This window comes from Winogradskyella arenosi, assembly GCF_003337305.1.
In the GTDB taxonomy this organism is placed as follows: domain Bacteria; phylum Bacteroidota; class Bacteroidia; order Flavobacteriales; family Flavobacteriaceae; genus Winogradskyella; species Winogradskyella arenosi.
On the sequence record NZ_QPJO01000002.1, the window covers coordinates 254,553 to 272,695 of the forward strand.

Sequence of the window (18,143 nt, forward strand, 5' to 3'; positions counted from 1 at the left end):
AAAAAAAATGATTTATAGGAAAAACCTTCAAAATGCCCTTGTCAATCAAAGTGTTAAAGCCCTTGTCTTTTTAAGGTAGGGCAGCTGTTTTCTAGTGCTAATTTGGTATAAAAAAGAAAACCTCTTACGGGGTGTAAGAGGTTTTAATATAGAAGTTAGAAAGAGTTTTAGCGCTTTAAAGTAAAGTGGCCTTTAACTTGAAAAGCAATTCCTCCACGTTGGATATCTGCAACAAACCAAAACTCGCTAGTTGGCATGCCTTTACCGTTATAAATTCCGTCCCAACCTGCAGACGTATCAGTTAATTGGGTGATGTGTTTTCCGTAGCGATCAAAAACATTAATCACTGTACCTGGTAAGGTTTCAATACCTACAATATGCCAGGTATCAAAATCTCCATCGCCATTAGGCGTAAAGAATTTAGGAATATCCACCACTAAAACCTCTTTGGTGACATTAGCACAACCGTTTAAATCTATAATGGTTACGGTATGGTAACCCATAGCTACATTTTCAAAATGATTAGATTCTTGAGGTTCAAAATCATCTAGTTGGTATAAGTAATCACCAATACCACTAATGGTCACCGTAATATTATTAGGGTCTGAAAAATCGATAATTTCCGTAGTTTCTATTGTTGCCGTTTCAGATTCTGTAACGCCAAAATATTTAGTGGTTTCACAACCTGCTTCAGAAGTTACAGTAACCCAATAATTACCCACTTCAGTAATATCAATTTCTGGAGTTGTTTCTCCTGTAGACCATAAATAAGTGTCGTTACTATAATTAGTGTTTGCTGAGACTAATAAAGGAAGGTTGTTGATACAGATCACCTGATCCCCTAAGTCTATAAATGGAATAGGGTTAATAATGGCTGAAAATGAGGTGATGCTGTAACAACCCGTGGCCTTATTTTCTACTCGTGCAAAAATTACTTCACCATCATAAGCCATATAATAGGTTTCTAATGCCGAATTATTTTCCTGCGCTTGTATTTCCGTATTATGGTAGCTTACAGTATATAAATTAGGATTCTGATTACCTAAAATATTTGCGTTTTGTTGGGTTAAATCAAAATCTAAAAGTCCATCATAATCATCATCACAAGCCATTAAGTCCTCCGGTTGATGAGCAACTGGTAAAGGATTTACAATTAAATTAAACTCATAATAACTAGAACAATGTGTGGTGCTGTATTCTGTTCTCACAAATAGCGTTTCATTAAGCGATTGGTACGCGTAATTGATATCTAAAGCGTTAGTATTTGCTATGGCGTCTGCCTCGTTTGAGAAATAACTGAACAATACATTGTAGTGCACATCTGAAGCTACAAGGTTAATTGCTGTAAGATCTATCGTATTTGTTGCGTTTGCACACGTGGTATAACTTACAAAGTCATTAATGGTAGGCGCTTGATTTACAATTAATTCTATAGGAAGCGCTGCATAACAATTAGAGACACTGTTAGTCACTTTCATATATACCGTTTGTGGGTTTGTTAAGTTGGTATACGCCTCTGGATTAGTTATTGGGTTGGTATTGCTTTCTGAGTCTTCAAAATTGGCATAATAGCTAATAGAGATATCACTTTGTCTTACGTCTAAAATATTAGCCTCTGCAACGGTTAAATCGAAAACCAAGTGGCCATCATTATCATCGTCACATTCCACTAAAGGAGCTATTGCAGCGACCTCTGGTACCGCAATAACGTTAACAACAAAAGAGGTTACGGATTTACAAAACGACCCATTATCAATCTGAACATAAATTTCTTGTGGATTTACTGTGTTGGTAAACTGAAGCGGAATTTCGTTAGTGCCGTTTCTAGCGTCTTCAGCTGAGGTGAATAATTTTACAGATTGGATATCTGGAATCCCTGCTGACACTTCTTCAATAACACTTGTAAAATCAAATGCTTCAGCACCATCATTAGAAACATCATCACAAACAAACCAACTTGACGGTTGATTATAACTTGGGTTGGTACCTACTTCAATGCTGAATGATGAGGTGGTATAACAAGATGCATCGGTAATATTTTCAACACGGATGTAGATCTCTTGCGGATTACTGATGTTTTCGTAAATGCTAGTTTTATCTAAAGCATTGGTGCCATTTTCTGCATCGGTAGGGGTCAGGTAATAAGAGACCACTTTTCCTGTTTGTCCGTCTAAGGCTTCAGCATCTTTATTTTCGAAAATAAATTCTCCGATACCATCCGATTCATCTTCACAATAAGTAAACTCCCCCACATAGTTTGTTAAATCGCCCACATAAGGAAGCGTATTCACGATCACATCGAGCTCTTCTACTGAATGACATCCTGTATTACTATTGGTCACACGCATATAAACCGTTTCTGTTTGAGCATTATAACTCGTGGTATTCGTAATTTCATTGGCACCAGAATGGGCTTGCTCTAAACTGTTATGAAAGCTAACCGACCTGTTAGGTGTCGCAAGAATAGCGTTAGGAATGCTTTGGTTTAAGTTGATTATAGAATAGCCATCTCTATCAGCATCACAAATAATGATGTCTGTAGGTTTTTCATTTTCAGGCGCTAGTAATACGGTAACTTCAAAAGAATTATAATCGTAACATCCGGTCTGAGAAAATGTGATTCTAGGAAAAAGTGTAAACGGATTGCTTGTATTGGTGTAATTGTTTGGTAACGGATTGGTATTGTCAATGGCGTCTTGCTCCGTTAAAAAATAGGTTACAGAATATCCCGTTTCTCCGTTGGTTACAGCGCCATTTAACAGCGAGAGATCCGTGGTGGTAAAACCATCTTGATCTTCATCACAAACCGTTAAGCTTACTACCGATTCAAATTGCGTTATCGGATTTAATATTAAATCGAAGTTTGCAAATTCCATACACGTTAGACTCTCTAAGGTAATATAAATGGTTTGGGGATTAGAAAGAGACGTGTAAGCCGTGGTAGCATCTATAGGGTTGGTACCGTTAATTTGGTCAGTTTCGGTTTCATAAAACGTGATTTCAATATCAATTAAATCATTGATAATACCTAAAGCAATGGTTTCAAAATCAAAATCTTCGGTGTTGTCATCATCAATATCACAGGCATAGATATCTCTAATATTGGTTGCGGTTAATAGTAAGTTAGTGTGAATCTCTATCGGTGTAGTAGACGCACAACCTGTAGCATCGTTTTCTACTCGAATATAAACCACTTGCTCTTCAAAGTTTACATTGGTGTAATTTGAAGGATCTTCAATAGGGTTTAAGCCCAAATCAGCATCTTCAGCAGAAACATGGAATGTTACAGTTACACCTGTTAAACCTTCTAAAACAACCGGAGTCATAGACGTTAAATCAAATTCTGCATAACCATCATGGTCCGTGTCACACGCGTCTATATAATGAGATTCTCTATTAATTACTGGGGTTTCAGAAACTGAAAGATCTAGCGTTGTGGTAGAAATACAACCCGTCTCTATATTTTTCACACTCACAAAAAGCTGCTCTGAAGGCGATGTGTTGGTATAAGGCATCGTAAAAGCATTGATTCCGGCAGTAGCATCTTCCAGAGAACTGTGATAGCTCACCACAAGATCGGGTTGAGATAAGGTGATCTCTTCATCTTTTAAGAAATTTAAGTCCATCGCGGTAAGGTTATCCGCTAAATTATCAGCATCACAAAGGTTTAGGGCCGTAGGATTTGTGATGACTGGTAACGCATTTACCACAAGGTTAAATGTAGAATAGGCTAAACAACCATTAACAGTGTCTTCAATACGAACATGTATGGTTTGGTTATTTTCTGTGTTCTGAATGGCTGTCGTAATCGGATTGTTGTTGTCAACAGCATCGGCAGCACTATAATGGTAAGAAATACTGTAAGTCGAGTTTGGGACAGAAGCTAAAACCTCATCGTCTTTAAGCGACAAATCAAAGGTTTCGGTACCATCGTTACTGATATCATCGCACAATAAATAATCTGAAATAGGGTCAGAGGTTTGGGTGGTATTTAAGGTAATGTTTATATCATCTTCAATAAGACAAGAGTTGTCCGCTAAAGGCAGGGAAATTTCAACATGGTAGTTTCCAGATTCAAAAGCTGTAAGGTTTGCTTGGGTTGCGCTTGGCATTAAGCTATCGTTAAAATACCATCTATAGGTGGCATTAGGATTATCAATACTAGCGTTTAAATCTGCACTATTCGCACAAGTAGCATAATCTTCTCCTAAATCTACAGAAGCATCAAAGCTATTACCTTCAATAAATACTGCTGAATCATAGTTTTGATCGTTTTGATCTGCAATGACCAACTTAATTTGATATTGTACGTTAGGTTGAATGGTTGCAGTAGCCGTTAATACGGTTGTTCTCCCATTATAATTGGTGTCGCCTAAATTGTAACCTTCAAAATAGTTTCCGTTTGAAGCGGGACAAAAGCCTGCGATCTCATCGTGAATGGTACTGGTATTCACAGGAATATCGGTGCCAGGAATTAAAGCAATATTGCTATAAGGGGCGTTACTTCCTGCTTCACGAATTAAAAAGGCAAATCCATCTGAATTCTCACAAGGGTAATTACCATAATATTCTTCAGAGGCCAAAATATAGTTGAACTGAATTTGGTTAGAAATTGAAATAAAATCAAATTCAATAGCGGTCGCATTTACCGTACCCGAAATATCTAAGGCCGATTCTAAGTCGCTATCGGTTAACCAAGTTTCAGAACCTTCATTTAAGATGTCATTGTTCTGACCGTTTCCTGCTGAGTTGGCATTACCGGTTGTAAGTACAATTCCATGTTCAAAAGGGAAATCTGAAGTCCCACTTTCAAAATAACCAAAACTACCGATACCGATAGAAGCCCCATTTAAAGGCGAAGAAATATTGGTGACCTCAACACATCCTTGAATAAGGGTGTTTTGAATCAAATCTTGAGGGGAAACTGAATTATCTACGGTGATTTGCTGAGCAAATGTGATGCTGCAAATCAAGCCAATAAATAAGCTGAGGGAGTGTTTGAAATAAGTCATTAATAGCGGTTAAGTAATTTAGTTTAGTGAAGGGGAGATTTGGAGTCAACTCAAACACGTTCTGTAACAGAGCTGAAAAGTAGATGATATTAAGATGAAATACAAAAAAATACGATGAAACGCATAAAAAGTTAACGTTTAAACGTGTAAAAAGAACATTTAGTCGATAAATACCTGAAAAAAGAGTCAATTTTGGCTACCGAAGATGTGGCCTTAATCCTTTGATTTGTAGGAAAAAGCCTAGTCTTAATAGCGATTTTTACCAGAGTAAAATGCAAATTACAGGGCGTATTGCAGTCTTAATTTGGCCTTAAAACCGTAAAAATTAGTGAGGGATTTTTTAAAATTTTAGTGAGGGAAATAACAAGAAATACTGTTACGGATTTTAAAGTTATGGGATGTGAAATGGACTTCCAAAAAAATAAGATGAATGGGCTAAAATTTTAACATTCTTAATAATTGACATAGACCCAACCCACCATCGGTTTATAATCCGAATCGTTCAGATATAAAATGTAGTAATAGGTCCCAACCGGAACTTTATTTCCGTTATGGTTTAGTCCTCTATTGGTTCTACCTTGCCAGGGCGTATCGTTATCGCCTACAAAAATAAGTTCGCCATAACGGTTATAAATTTGCAATTTATGGGCCGTAAAAATATCGTATAAGCCTTGGATGTTAAACCAGTCGTTTTTAGTATCGTTATTCGGCGAAAACCCTTCAGGAACATAAGGTGGACAGTTTTCTGTAGTGAGCTTGAATTCATAAATGTCGTAACACAAGCTTGTTTCCATCCTTACGTAAATGGTTTCATTAGGGTCAATATTTACGTATGAAGACGGCATGCTTATCGGGTAAGTTTCAGATTCCAAATCTTCTAAAGAGCCGTAAAACTGAAGGTCTTCAATCGTATAGTCTATCGTGGTTAAAGCTTCATACAAATTATAGGTCGCTGTTTCAAAGCCTTCATTGCAGGCCTTGAGATTGGGCAGCGGGATAAGGTCTGAAATTGATAAAAGCTCAATCGCGGCCGTGGCACTGTTATTCTCTTCATTAGATTCTGTAACGCTGCCTTGCTGGGTACCATCGTCATCAACAAACGCAACTAAATTTACCACAGCGCCAATGTCTTCAGGTATTTCAATAAGAATCGATTGACTTTCACTTCCATCTATAGCAATAGCATTGAGGGTGCTTGTTGTAGCCAATGGCACATCATTAGCATAAAAGGTAATAGGCGTAAGTGCCGGTAAAATGCCCGTACTGTTGGTATTATGAACGGTAAAAAACACTTCTATAGTTTGGTCTCCACAAAATACGATATTGCTGTCTAAGGTTATAGTCGCATCGGGTAACTGACTGTTTAAAACCGTGATAATATTGTTGATCATCACAAAATCTTGACCGGACGTTAAGGCAATGGTGGCAGAATTATCTCCAATATTTATGTGGTTTTGGATGCTATAAACATCGATATCCATATTGTAAAGGTTTGAAGCACCTGTAAAAGAATTGGTCCCGTTAAAGGCGTTGTTTGCAGGATTCAATGGCGGATTGCTAATAACACTACCGTTAATGGTGAGCTGTTCGTTAACAGCAATAGAGCTGTCACCTTCCCAAGCAATAAAGCCAATTTTTGCATTTTCGTTATCTAAAACATTTAAGTTATCTAAGGTAATGGTTAAATTATCGGGCACACTTTGCAAGCCATCATAAACATTAACTTGGTTAAGCGGAAGATTGTTATCTTCATAAATCACAGTGAGCGCCCAGCCTCCAAAATTGGTTCCGGTAGGGCAGTAGGGAGCAATAACGCTATTAAGATCAAAATCTGAAAGGGTATAGTCCGTATTTCCTTGTGCTAAAACGATAGCCGTTACATCAGCAAACGCCGCAAAAAAGACCCGACTGGTATCTAAGGCATCACTAAAACTGCGGTCTGCACTAACAGGAATTCCGTTAAGGCTAACCTCAAAATCACCTGTATCAGAACCCGCCCAATATAAATAGGCGGCAACGATATTCTGATTGTTATCAAGACTTAAGTTTGCAGAGGATGCATTTAACATCGTACAGATTCCATTGACGCCATTTTCAACCGTATTCATCGTATTTCCTATGGCTGTATAATCGTAGCGACCATTAAACTGCTCGTATAAGGTAACGGTCTGAGCTGAAATTGCTAAAGACATTCCCCATAAGAGTACGGTAAATATGTATAATGTTGGTTTCAAAAGGGCTGTTAATTATTATGTTTATCGATTGTTAAGTTAGCGTTTTAATCCAAAATGTCCAGTATAAGTTCGACCATCTTGTAATTTTACTTTAAACCAATAATCGCTATTAGGAAGTGCTTTACCATGGAACGTCCCGTCCCAACCCACACTCAAAGGATCGAGTTCTTTCAATAATTTTCCATAGCGATCAAAAATTAAAATAGACGATTCCGCTTGAAACAAGGCCGAGATGCCATCAACTTGCCAAAAATCATTTTGATCATCACTATTTGGTGTAAAAAACTTAGGGAACCCGATTACAGAGACCAATTCTTCAGTAATACCACATTCATTTTTATCTCTGATATAAACCGTGTAAAGCCCTGGTGCTACATCAACAAAAGTATTAGAATCTTGATAAGGACCATTTTCATCATCAAGGGCGTACTCGTAATCGCCTTCACCACTGACTAAAATTGAAATGCTGTTGTTTTGTGTTGCATCTACAACTTCAATATTTGTAACCGTTGCAATGTTAGAGGGTACCACAGTTATAATACGATCTTTATAACATCCATTGGTATTGGTAACTCTTACGGTATAGGTCCCTGCTGCATCTATTTCTATGGTAGAGGTGGTTTCTCCTGTAGACCATAAATAATAATAATTATTAGGAAGATCATTAATGATGCCGCCATCTAAGGTCATCGTTTCAGGAAAAAGATTTAAACAATATTGTGTTTCATATTCTGTTTCAAGCTGAGGAAGTTGAAAAACTTCAAGCGTAATTTCACTTATTCCGTAGCAGGCATTGGCATTTTCAACACGCCCATAAATGGTTTGAAGGTAGGGAACCGTGTTGGTAAACGTAGTGGCTAAGGGATTCACTTCTAACAAGGCGTCTTCGTACGTTTCGTAATAATTGAGACTAAGGCCTGTTGCAGGACCCACTAAAATAGTGTCTTCTACTTCGGTAAGATCAAAAGCCATAAAGCCATCTTCAGTACCGTCGGTATCGCATTGTTGCATAAGCGCATCATTGGCAGAGGTGGTACTGACTTCTAGGCGTACTTCACTATAATTAACGCAAGTGGTAAGGTTGTTAGTGATTCTGGTATAGATAATTTGTGGATTTAAAAAATTCTGAAAGTCATTTCCGTCAATAGCATTGTCTTGGTTTTCAGAATCTTCCCTTGAGAGGTAATAGCTGATTTCGGTATCAGGATCTGTTCCTGTAATGTCGTCCTCCGCTTCTGTAAGATTAAAGCGCGTGAAACCTTCAGGAATTCCATCCTCATCACATTGAATAAGCGTAACATTATTAGCAAGCGGTAAAGGAGCCACATTAATATTGAAAGACGTAAAGCCAATACATCCTTGGTCTTGATCTTCAATACGGACAAAGATTTCGGTTGGTGTTGGGGCTGTATTGGTATAGCTTAAAGGTAAAGGATTTGTGGTGGTTTCCGCATCGGTTTGACTGAGATAATAACTAACTTCATAGTTGCTATCTGTATAATCTTGGGTAATTTCTTGAGTTTTTGTGTTGAAGTCAAAGGTTACTTGGCCATTTTGGTTATCGCCATCGGAATCGTCATCACACAGTTCATAATCAGAAGGCTGATTAAAATCGGTTAGTGCAGTAACACGAATAACTAAATCGTTAATGATAAAACAGTTGGTTGTTGTATTTTCAACTCTAATATAAACAGTTTCAATACTGGTGCTGTTGTTATAAATTTCACCTAAAGGATTAATGTTAATATTGGCATCACTTTCTGAAGCGTGATAAGAAACGACAACATCAGATTCTCCGTTAATGATATCTTGAGTCAGTGTTGTAAAATCAAAAGTTCTTATGTTATCATCATAAGGCGCTAAATCGTCACAAACATCCATTACCGGAAGACTTGAAGAGATTTCACTTGTGGTTAAGGGGTTTGACGGTTCTTCAGGAAAGGTTGCTGTCCCCGTCCATTGTAGAGAAAACGGGCTATTTCCAATAGGTCTATCAATAACAATAAAATAACTATCTCCAGCAGCAGCATCAATAGCGCTTACAAAACTATCGCCTGAAGCACCGGGCCCTTCAAAAGTTTCGTTAGATGTATTGTTTAAGCCTGTAAGATTATTGCCTTGGTTAGCGGCGGATGGGTTTGTGGTAGAACATCTAATGGCCTGACCAATATTACCACAACTGACATTAGGGCCGAAAATAAAAAAATCATAATCTTCATTAATGCTAGAGCTGCTCGGGGTTAAAGTAAATGCTAGTGTTCCTGCTTCGGCAATATTTACTTCTAACCAAATACTGTTGTTTTCTTGGCTAGAGCAGGTGTTAGATCCGTTGAGTTCTTGTACGCCAACGCCATTAACATTAAGACTAAAACTAGAGTTTCCACATACGGTAACTGCATTTTGGCAATCGTTAGGTTCTTGAGCAAATATGGTAGTAAGACCTATAAGATAAAAAAGAAAAAGGGTGATTTTTTTGTTAATCGCAGTGGTGTTTGTCATCGTTTTAATGTGAAATGATTGGTGTAAGTTCGGCCGTCTTCTAAAGTGACTTTAAACCAGTAGTCGCTAGTGGGCATATTTTTTCCGTTAAAAGTACCATCCCAGCCTGGGCTTAATGGGTCGAGTTCTGTTATAAGTTTTCCATACTTATCAAAAATAAATACAGATGAATTCGCTTGAGTATTAGGGCTGATTCCAGAAACTTGCCAATAATCATTGACATCGTCATTATTGGGGGTAAAAAACTTTGGAAATCCAATAACCGAAACCTCCGCTTCAGTAATACCACAATTATTGTTATCGCGGATAAATACCGTGTATAAGCCTGGCAGTAGGTCTTGAAACGTTGCGTCGTCTTGATAAGGGCCACTGCTAGTGCCTAAGGCATATTGATAATTGCCCATGCCAGTAACAAAAACGGTAATGGCATTATTTTCTGTTGCGTCTGTGACTTCAAAATGGGTTACCGTAGCCGGATTTGAAGGTAAAACGGTAATGGTTCGGTCTTTAAAACAACCTTGTATGTTGCTCACGCGAACGGTGTAAGTCCCTGGACTATCAATCTCAATTTCTGAAGTGGTTGCCCCAGTAGACCATTCGTAGTAATAATTGCTTGAATCCTCTTCGGTGATCCCACCATTAATGGTTAATACGTCAGCGTTGTTATTTGTACAGTAATAAGCTTCAGCTTCCGTTTCAAGTTGGGGTAAGGCGACAACGGTAAGGGCTATTTCACTAATACCAAAACAAGCATTTGCATTTTCTACACGGCCAAAAATAGTTTGCGTATAGGGGATGGTATTGGTATAGTCTGAGGGTAAAGGGGAGGTTTTAAGTAAAGCGTCTGTATAGGTTTCGTAATAAGTGACTTCTAAATCAGACGGTGAATTCGCCAAAATACTAGGATTAGCTTCTGTTAAATAAAACGTGGTCATTCCATCTTCTAAACCATCCGTATCACATAACATCAAACTAGCATTATTGGAATCTGTTGTACTCACTTCTAAAGTTAGGGTACTCAAATTATAACAGCCCGAATCGAGATGATTTACTCTTGTGTAAAGTGTTTGTGGGTTGGCGTAATTTTCAAATACACTTCCTTCAATAGCATTAATATCAAGTTCGGCATCATTCTGTGACGTGTAAAAGGTGATTTCGTGCTCTAAGGGGTTATCGCTAATAGCATCATAATAATTGGTTAAGTTGAATAAGGTGAAGCCTTCAGGAATACCATCTTCATCGCATTGTAAAATGGTAATAGCATTGGCTACGGGAATTGGTGCTATCTCAAGATTAAAACTGTCCGTTGTATAACATGCTGTATGGTTGCTGTTTTCAATTCTTACAAAGAGCGTTTCATTAAAAGCGGTGCTATTGGTATAATTTAACGGTAAACTATTGGTATTTTGGTCGGCCTCATTTTGGGTGAGATGAAAGCTGACTGCCACTTCGCTTTCTGTTTGCGTTCCTATAATTTCAGGAATAAGAGTCTCTAGATTTACAGTAGCAATACCATCTCTAACATCCCCTTCGTCATCACAAAAAGCAATATCATTTAAGCTAATAATTTGTGGTGTTTTAAATACTTCGATGTTAAAGGTGTTGATGGCGAAGCAATTAGGGTTTTCGATATTATCTACCCGTACATAAATAGTTTGTGGACTACTTAAGTTGGTATAAGGAAAACTAATCGGGTTGTTATTAGCATTGGCATCCTCTAAAGTTTCAAAATAATTGACGTTATGGTTTTCTGGCGCTTGGGTTAATAAGACTTCTGAATTTTTATCGCTAAAATTGAAACTACTATAAGTGGATGTTTCATCCGTTTGGCAAATCACCACATCAGAAAGCGGATGTGCGACAGGAATGTCAAAAACCCCCACAACGGCACTCCCTTCAATAGGGCACTCACCATTATTAGGTTCTATATAAACCTCATAAAAACCAGGAGTGTCTGCAACTAATTGCGACGAGGTTTCTGCTAGAGCCACGCCGTCTAAAGACCAAACATAATCGGCACCTACAATCTCATCGGCTTGTAAGGTATAGCTGTCGTTAGTGCATAATTTTAATTCGGTCGTACTCAATCCATTTCTTATGATGTCCGTTTGAGAATTAAATAAAGATTGAATAAACGGTGGCAATCCAATACGACTTGTATTTTGGTTGCTACCATTAAGATCTAAAAAGATACCTTGTTCATTATAAGTAGCGGCTAAACCATTAGCTTCAGGATTTTCTATAACTCCTAAGTATTTTGAAATTATAGGGTTGCCGTTATAACTTAATTGTGCTCTATAAATACGGCGATCAATACCAAGTTGTAAAGCGCCTGCCGAAACATCGTTTGAAGAATGAATAATTTGTTGCGAGCCTGGAATATCTAAACTTTCTAAGTCCCATTGTATCACATGGCTGGTGCCAGATCCTGAAATACCTTCACTGATGGTGGCATAGACTTTTTGAGTTTCAGCAGAAAATTCCACACCGTAAGGACTGTTCCCGTTAGTGGCGCTATAGAGTTCTAAGGGGTTAGAAACGGTTCCGGTTTCGTTATTAAAATCATACAAGAACACATTACCACTGGCATTGCCTCCTGTAAGCGTAGCCATACCAAAATTTGCAGCTACAAGTTTTGAGGCATCGGGAGATGTTTTAATATAGCCTAACGAGTTACGACGGTAACCTTCAATAGGAATATAAGGGCCTACTTCAGAGATTACTGGTGTGGTTTGTACGCCATTTACATCAATTTTAAAGGCGTAAAACTTGGCTCCAAAATGGGTAAGCACCCAAAAGGAAGAACAGTCTTCTGCACGAACCGCGGTAATTTTCTCAGAACATTTAAACTGTATTTCTAACGGAACGTCAGGATCGTAGGTCACTAAAGGTCTGTTTTTTTCTGAAACATCGACTCCTCCCAATCCTCCATTGAGACTCATGTCTATTAAGGTATAGTTTAAACCATTATTATAGCCGTCATCATCTTGCGGAATACTGCCGCCTTCCACATAAGTTCCTGTGAACTGATTTGGGTAGGCGCTAGCATTATTTTGATGCGGTTCATCTACTGTGAAAATATAATATTTATCAGGATCCTCAGGTTTAGGTACAATCAGTCCCGATGAGGTACTAGAAGGATCTCCTAACAAGCCGGTGCCTCCAAAGTAATTGGCATTAGGCATTATTTGGTGATTTCTATTCCAAACGGTACGCCCATCAGAATAAAAAAGTAAGTTTCCGTTAGCGTCAGAAATAGACGTACATCCTTCTAAGGTATTAATTTGCCCATTGGTAATAGTATTTACATTTCCCGATTGGGCATCAAAACGTAGTCCTGCCTTGTTTCCAAAATACCAAAACGAAGCTTCATTTTGGGCATAGAAAGGCGTGTTACAAACGAGTAATAGTAATACTAAATAGATCTTTTTCATTAGAGCGCTATGTGTAAAATACACAGTAAGCCACAATATAAAAACTAGAATTTAAAAAAAGTCTTAAAATTTTAAATAATGCATAAAACACCGTGGTTTTACTACGCTTATAAATCTCTCTTTTTCAATAATTGATAAGATAATAAGACAAAAATTGCCGTCCAACCTAAAACAATAGCCACTTCATAACCGTGCAGGGCATAGTCATAAGCCATATCCACTTTGTCAGGGAATTTTGTCATTACTATACGTTGTATGGGCTGGTTTATAAGATTCCACATGGACTGCAGCGGAAAGAAATTATGAATTTTATCTGCGATCTCTCCGTCAATTCTCCACTTCATTAAACCGTAAATAATAGATTCTGAAATAAATAATATAAAAAGAAACCCTAAGGCAAAGGCTGAACGTTTTACTAACATACCAAGGAAAAGACACAAACTAAAGAACCCTACAAGTTTTACGAAATAGGCTAAAAGGAAATCAACTTCTCTAAAAATGATGGCGGCCTCGGTATAGCTTGAATAATACATTCCTATAAAAAATGTGGCCAATCCAATTAATATAGTGGCACATAATGAAAAGAAAACGATGGTGTAAAATTTAGAGAGAATAAACTCTTTTTTACTTAAGCCATCAATAAGATTTTGTTTTAAGGTCTTGTTGCTGTATTCATTTCCAATCATACTAACCACTACTATGGCAAAGAAAAATTTAAATTGTGCGGCAAAAAATGTGGTTATATGCCAAATGATAGGGAAATTAAAAATACCGAGTTCGCCAAGTTCTAAGGTAAAGAATCCAAAAAAGTTGATTTTTATAGAGGATAAAATTAAAACGGTAAACGGAAGTATAAAAGATATAATGATTAAAACTCTACTGGCTTTATTGAGCCAAAGTTTCTGTAATTCAAGTTGAATAAGTCGTAACATAAAGGAGGCGTTTTACATGTCCCTCGGGAAGAGGAAAGCGATTCGTTTTTTTGTGATGAATTTATTGTTGATCGGTCAATTGAAGGAACTGTTCTTCTAAACTTTCTTTACGTTTTACAAGGTGTGAAAGTAAAATGTTTTGGTTGAACATAAATTGGTTAAATTCTGAAGCTGACATCGGAGCATTTAAGAACGCCGTAATTAATTCGTCTTCAACTTTTACCTTATCAATGGTGTTATGTGCTTCTAAAACACGTAGAAGTTCTTCATGTTTATCGGCTTTTAATTCAAAGAACCCATGACTGTTAATCATTTCATCAACGCGGCCTGAATATAGTTTTTCGCCCTTGCGTAAAACCACCACATGGGTACAGACTTTTTCAACTTCATCTAAGAGGTGCGAGGCCAATAAGATTGTGGTTCCGTTAGCGGCAATATTTTTTATAATTTGACGTATTTGATGAATCCCTTGCGGGTCTAATCCGTTGGTAGGTTCATCTAAAATTAAAATTTCAGGATCATTTAATAGAGCAGAAGCAATGGCTAAGCGCTGTTTCATTCCTAGAGAATACGTTCTAAATTTATGGGTTTTACGATCTAATAACCCTACAATCTCTAATTTCTCATCTATCTTGGCATAATCTACACCTTTAATACGGCAAACCAGTTTTAAATTTTGTTCCGCCGTCATGTACGCGTAAAAATTAGGACGCTCTATAATAGCGCCTACTTTTTTAAGGGCATCGTGGGTAGAAATGGTTCCGTCAAACCAATGAAAATCACCTTGTGTTTTGTTAACAACGTTTAAAACAATACCTAAGGTTGTTGATTTTCCACTTCCGTTAGGGCCTAATATGCCATAGACGTTGCCTTTGTTAATGGTAAAACTGAGGTTTTTTACGGCGGTGAGATAGCCAAATTTTTTAGTAAGATTATTGATGGTAAGGATTGCTTCCAAAAGTATAAGGATTGATTAGTTAAAAATAAGACGATTGATTCTTATTTTTGTTACAATTAAATTATTTTAGAAGAAATGATTTAAAAGCAACTGAGACCCTAAATTCTAATGCAACACAGCGCGAAGAGGGGGCTTTATACAATGAAGATCTCAGTGATTAAAAATTTTAAATGTAACGAATGAGTCAGGATTTAAAAATCTCTAAAAAGAAACCCACATACAGTATTTCTGAAAAATTGGATGCGTATTTGTCTAATTATAACCGTAATATAGATTTACCCATTTTTTATTCTGATTTGTTGCGCTTTCAGGGCTCTGTGGTGGTGTATGATAAAAATGATGAGGATACGCTTTGGGTGCGTGTTTACTATAATGATTTTGAACGTGAAGAAATTGACCGGAGTTTAAAACAGGTGTATTCTAGCTTAATTTCTGATGGTGGAACTAGTATTTTAAAATACCTCAGTGTTGATGCTATTGATTTCTGTACGTTTGGTAACTCAAAGCCTTTCAGAATAAAAGTTAGAAATATTCTTAATGATAACTTCACCCATTTTTATGTAAAATCGGCCGATGCGTCAAGGGTATATGGTTTGGAATTGGAACAAATGTTATCGCCTTATCAGATTAACTTTTTGGTTTGTAAGGACACGTTAATTGAAGAGCATATTACGGGAATTCCGGGTGATGAATTTATAAAAACCATGCTGCCTGAGTGTAGTTCAGCTGAAAAATCACAAATCGCCAAAGAGTTTGTAAAATTTAATGAAAGGTGCTTAATCCGATTGCTTGGCGATATGCGTTCTTATAATTATGTGTTTGTGCCTACGCACGATTTTGATCACGTTAATTTTAAGATTAGAGCTATTGATTTTGATCAGCAATCTTTTGAAGGCAATCTAAAAATTTATAGACCTCAATTTTTTAAGGAGAATAATAAAATGGTGGCGCTTGTACGCGAGAAAATACAGAATGAATCTATAGACCAGTATAAAATTGAAGAACGTTCTATTGTGGCTAAACGAATGATTAGTTACCACTCACGCTTAAATAAGTTGTTAGACTGCATGGAGGCAGATGCTATTTCTACTCCGTCTCATATTGAACGCTTAAAGGAAGATATTTACAATTATACCATGGATTTAAACTTTAGAAAGAGTAAAAACATGGGCGAAATTCTTAAGAATGCTCTCGATTTTGTGAAGCGTAATTATGAAGATGTCAGTTTAAAACGATTCCAATAGGTGGTGTAGAAGCCTAATATATTTTGAATAAAAAAAAGAAGCATCGGATAGATGCTTCTTTTTTTTATCTTTTCTTGAGAAAGACCTCTGATTCTTAACGTGCAAGGCTTAATTCCAATTTTCGTCGAAATCTAAGTCACTATAATCATCGATATCTAAATCGTCTTCAAACTCGTTAAAAAGATCTTCCTCTTGTTCTGCTTCAAAGGTTTTCTCTGGTGCTTCATCAGGGATCTGGCCATGTACAAACATTAGGTTAGGGTAATCTGTACCTTCTGCTTCCTCTACAATTTCACCTAATTCTACGTAGAAGGTCCACATATTCATAAAATCGTAAACGTAAATTAATCGGGTAGAGGCTTCATGTACTACTGTGTTTATAACAGTCTCATTCATCATTCTCACCGTATTTCCGCCTTCGCTCATGTCCATCATAGCGATTTCTTCACCTTGATTCCATTGCTCATCGCTAACGTAAAAAGAGGCCATTTCCATACCGTCAAACCCAAAAGATTGTGTGATGACATTGTGTAAGTCTTCCATTGTATTGTTTTCGCGGATTTCTATGTCACGGAAAACATCATCTTCGGTATCGTTGTCTAGTATAATTCTAAATCTGTAAATCATATTGATAAATTATGCTGCAAAGGTAAGGTTTCTAAAGTCCAATTTCCAAGAACTTAATTTCAAATATCTAAAAGCTTAATGCGCCTTTTTTTTGCAGAATAAATGCTGGGTTTTAAGTCGCTTGTATAAGTTTCTAGAGCGTTATAAAAAAGACCTTATTTGCTGAAACGGTGCAGTGTAAACGTCATTGCACTTAATAAGATGAAAGCGCCTACTTGGTGTAATACGCCTAACCAAACAGGCACGGCTAAAAGTAAGGTGGCTACCCCTAATACAAATTGCACAACGACCATGGTTAAAAGAAGGTTGATGCCTTTATTTTGATAAGGTGTAGGATCTGTTTTTTTAGCTTTATAATAAATCGCTAGGATAAAAATGACTACCACATAAGCGAGGGTTCGGTGAACAAATTGCACACCACTTTTGCCTTCTAAAAAATTAAGATATACGGGATTTTGTTCTATAAAAACGGTTTCATGTATCCATTTTCCGTCACTCATCATCGGCCAATGATTATGGATCCATCCGGCGTCTAAACCTGCGACAAAGGCGCCATATATAATTTGAACAATAAGGACAATAAGGCCTATTCTAATAAAATTTCTTAATGGCTTATTTACATGTTTTTTCTTTGGAAATATAAGATCTAAAGCCACCCAAAACGTATAGGCAAAGGTTAGAAAGGCTGTGGTTAAATGCGCGGCTAATCTAAAATGACTGACATTAGGTTCATCGACTAATCCCGATTTTACCATATACCATCCTAAAAAACCTTGAAATCCACCGAGTAAAAGCAGAACGACTGATTTTTTTATCGTTGCCTCTGAAAGCCTCTTTCTAACAAGGAAATAAATGAACGGGACAATAAACACCAAGCCGATAAAACGCCCAATAACTCTATGGATCCACTCCCAAAAATAGATGTCTTTAAATTCCTCTAAACCAAAGTGATTGTGCAGTTTTTGATATTCGGGATATTGTTTATAAAGTTCAAAAGCTTCATGCCATTCCGTTTCGTTCATTGGTGGAATGGTCCCAGAAATTAATTTATAATTAGAAATGGATAAGCCCGAATGGGTGAGTCTGGTAATCCCCCCAACAATAACCATAATAAAAATGAGAGCACAACCGGTAAGTAACCAATAAATAACGGCCTTATTTTCTTTTGTTTGATGTACCATAACTACAAAACTTAATTTTTTT

General features: G+C 37.1%; 9 protein-coding genes. 1 reads left to right on the forward strand and 8 read right to left on the reverse strand.

Annotated elements, in window-relative coordinates:
- Positions 1-167 precede the first annotated feature (167 nt).
- The 6 genes from DFQ08_RS05840 to DFQ08_RS05865 form a co-directional block, all read right to left on the reverse strand.
- Entirely contained in the window at positions 168-5,012 is a 4,845-nt protein-coding gene (locus DFQ08_RS05840; RefSeq protein WP_114308878.1) for a T9SS type B sorting domain-containing protein, read from the reverse strand.
- 452 nt (positions 5,013-5,464) lie between these two features.
- Positions 5,465-7,246, reverse strand: a complete 1,782-nt coding sequence (locus tag DFQ08_RS05845) for a gliding motility-associated C-terminal domain-containing protein (RefSeq protein WP_245935384.1) — start codon at positions 7,244-7,246, stop codon at positions 5,465-5,467.
- A gap of 36 nt (positions 7,247-7,282) precedes the next feature.
- A complete protein-coding gene (locus DFQ08_RS05850) occupies positions 7,283-9,745 on the reverse strand; it encodes a T9SS type B sorting domain-containing protein (protein ID WP_114308880.1) in 2,463 nt (820 codons plus the stop codon).
- Positions 9,742-13,179 (reverse strand): T9SS type B sorting domain-containing protein, encoded by a 3,438-nt coding sequence (locus tag DFQ08_RS05855; RefSeq protein ID WP_114308881.1) that lies wholly within the window; start codon positions 13,177-13,179, stop codon positions 9,742-9,744. The genes DFQ08_RS05850 and DFQ08_RS05855 overlap by 4 nt, the downstream gene beginning before the upstream one ends.
- A 107-nt stretch (positions 13,180-13,286) precedes the next feature.
- Positions 13,287-14,111 carry an ABC transporter permease gene (locus tag DFQ08_RS05860; RefSeq protein ID WP_114308882.1) on the reverse strand — a complete coding sequence of 275 codons (825 nt, stop codon included), beginning with the start codon at positions 14,109-14,111 and terminating at the stop codon, positions 13,287-13,289.
- 61 nt (positions 14,112-14,172) lie between these two features.
- Positions 14,173-15,069, reverse strand: coding sequence for an ABC transporter ATP-binding protein (locus tag DFQ08_RS05865; RefSeq protein WP_114308883.1), 897 nt, complete (start codon positions 15,067-15,069; stop codon positions 14,173-14,175).
- A 179-nt stretch (positions 15,070-15,248) separates the two neighbouring features.
- On the opposite strand from DFQ08_RS05865, the gene DFQ08_RS05870 reads away from it, so the two are divergent.
- Positions 15,249-16,313, forward strand: a complete 1,065-nt coding sequence (locus DFQ08_RS05870; RefSeq protein ID WP_114308884.1) for a hypothetical protein — start codon at positions 15,249-15,251, stop codon at positions 16,311-16,313.
- Between the two features lie 108 nt (positions 16,314-16,421).
- Here DFQ08_RS05870 and DFQ08_RS05875 read toward each other — a convergent pair whose 3' ends face one another.
- Both DFQ08_RS05875 and DFQ08_RS05880 read right to left on the reverse strand, forming a co-directional pair.
- Positions 16,422-16,940 (reverse strand): IS1096 element passenger TnpR family protein, encoded by a 519-nt coding sequence (locus tag DFQ08_RS05875; protein ID WP_114308885.1) that lies wholly within the window; start codon positions 16,938-16,940, stop codon positions 16,422-16,424.
- Positions 16,941-17,095: 155 nt separating this feature from the next.
- Entirely contained in the window at positions 17,096-18,121 is a 1,026-nt protein-coding gene (locus DFQ08_RS05880) for a COX15/CtaA family protein (RefSeq protein ID WP_114308886.1), read from the reverse strand.
- Positions 18,122-18,143: the final 22 nt, after the last annotated feature.

What these genes read in the sequence shown, in the direction of transcription:
- DFQ08_RS05840 (WP_114308878.1), bottom strand. Translation starts at nt 5,012, where the DNA reads ATGACTTATTTCAAACACTCCCTCAGCTTATTTATTGGCTTGATTTGC.
- DFQ08_RS05850 (WP_114308880.1), bottom strand. Translation starts at nt 9,745, where the DNA reads ATGACAAACACCACTGCGATTAACAAAAAAATCACCCTTTTTCTTTTT.
- DFQ08_RS05855 (WP_114308881.1), bottom strand. Translation starts at nt 13,179, where the DNA reads ATGAAAAAGATCTATTTAGTATTACTATTACTCGTTTGTAACACGCCT.
- DFQ08_RS05860 (WP_114308882.1), bottom strand. Translation starts at nt 14,111, where the DNA reads ATGTTACGACTTATTCAACTTGAATTACAGAAACTTTGGCTCAATAAA.
- DFQ08_RS05870 (WP_114308884.1), top strand. Translation starts at nt 15,249, where the DNA reads ATGAGTCAGGATTTAAAAATCTCTAAAAAGAAACCCACATACAGTATT.
- DFQ08_RS05875 (WP_114308885.1), bottom strand. Translation starts at nt 16,940, where the DNA reads ATGATTTACAGATTTAGAATTATACTAGACAACGATACCGAAGATGAT.
- DFQ08_RS05880 (WP_114308886.1), bottom strand. Translation starts at nt 18,121, where the DNA reads ATGGTACATCAAACAAAAGAAAATAAGGCCGTTATTTATTGGTTACTT.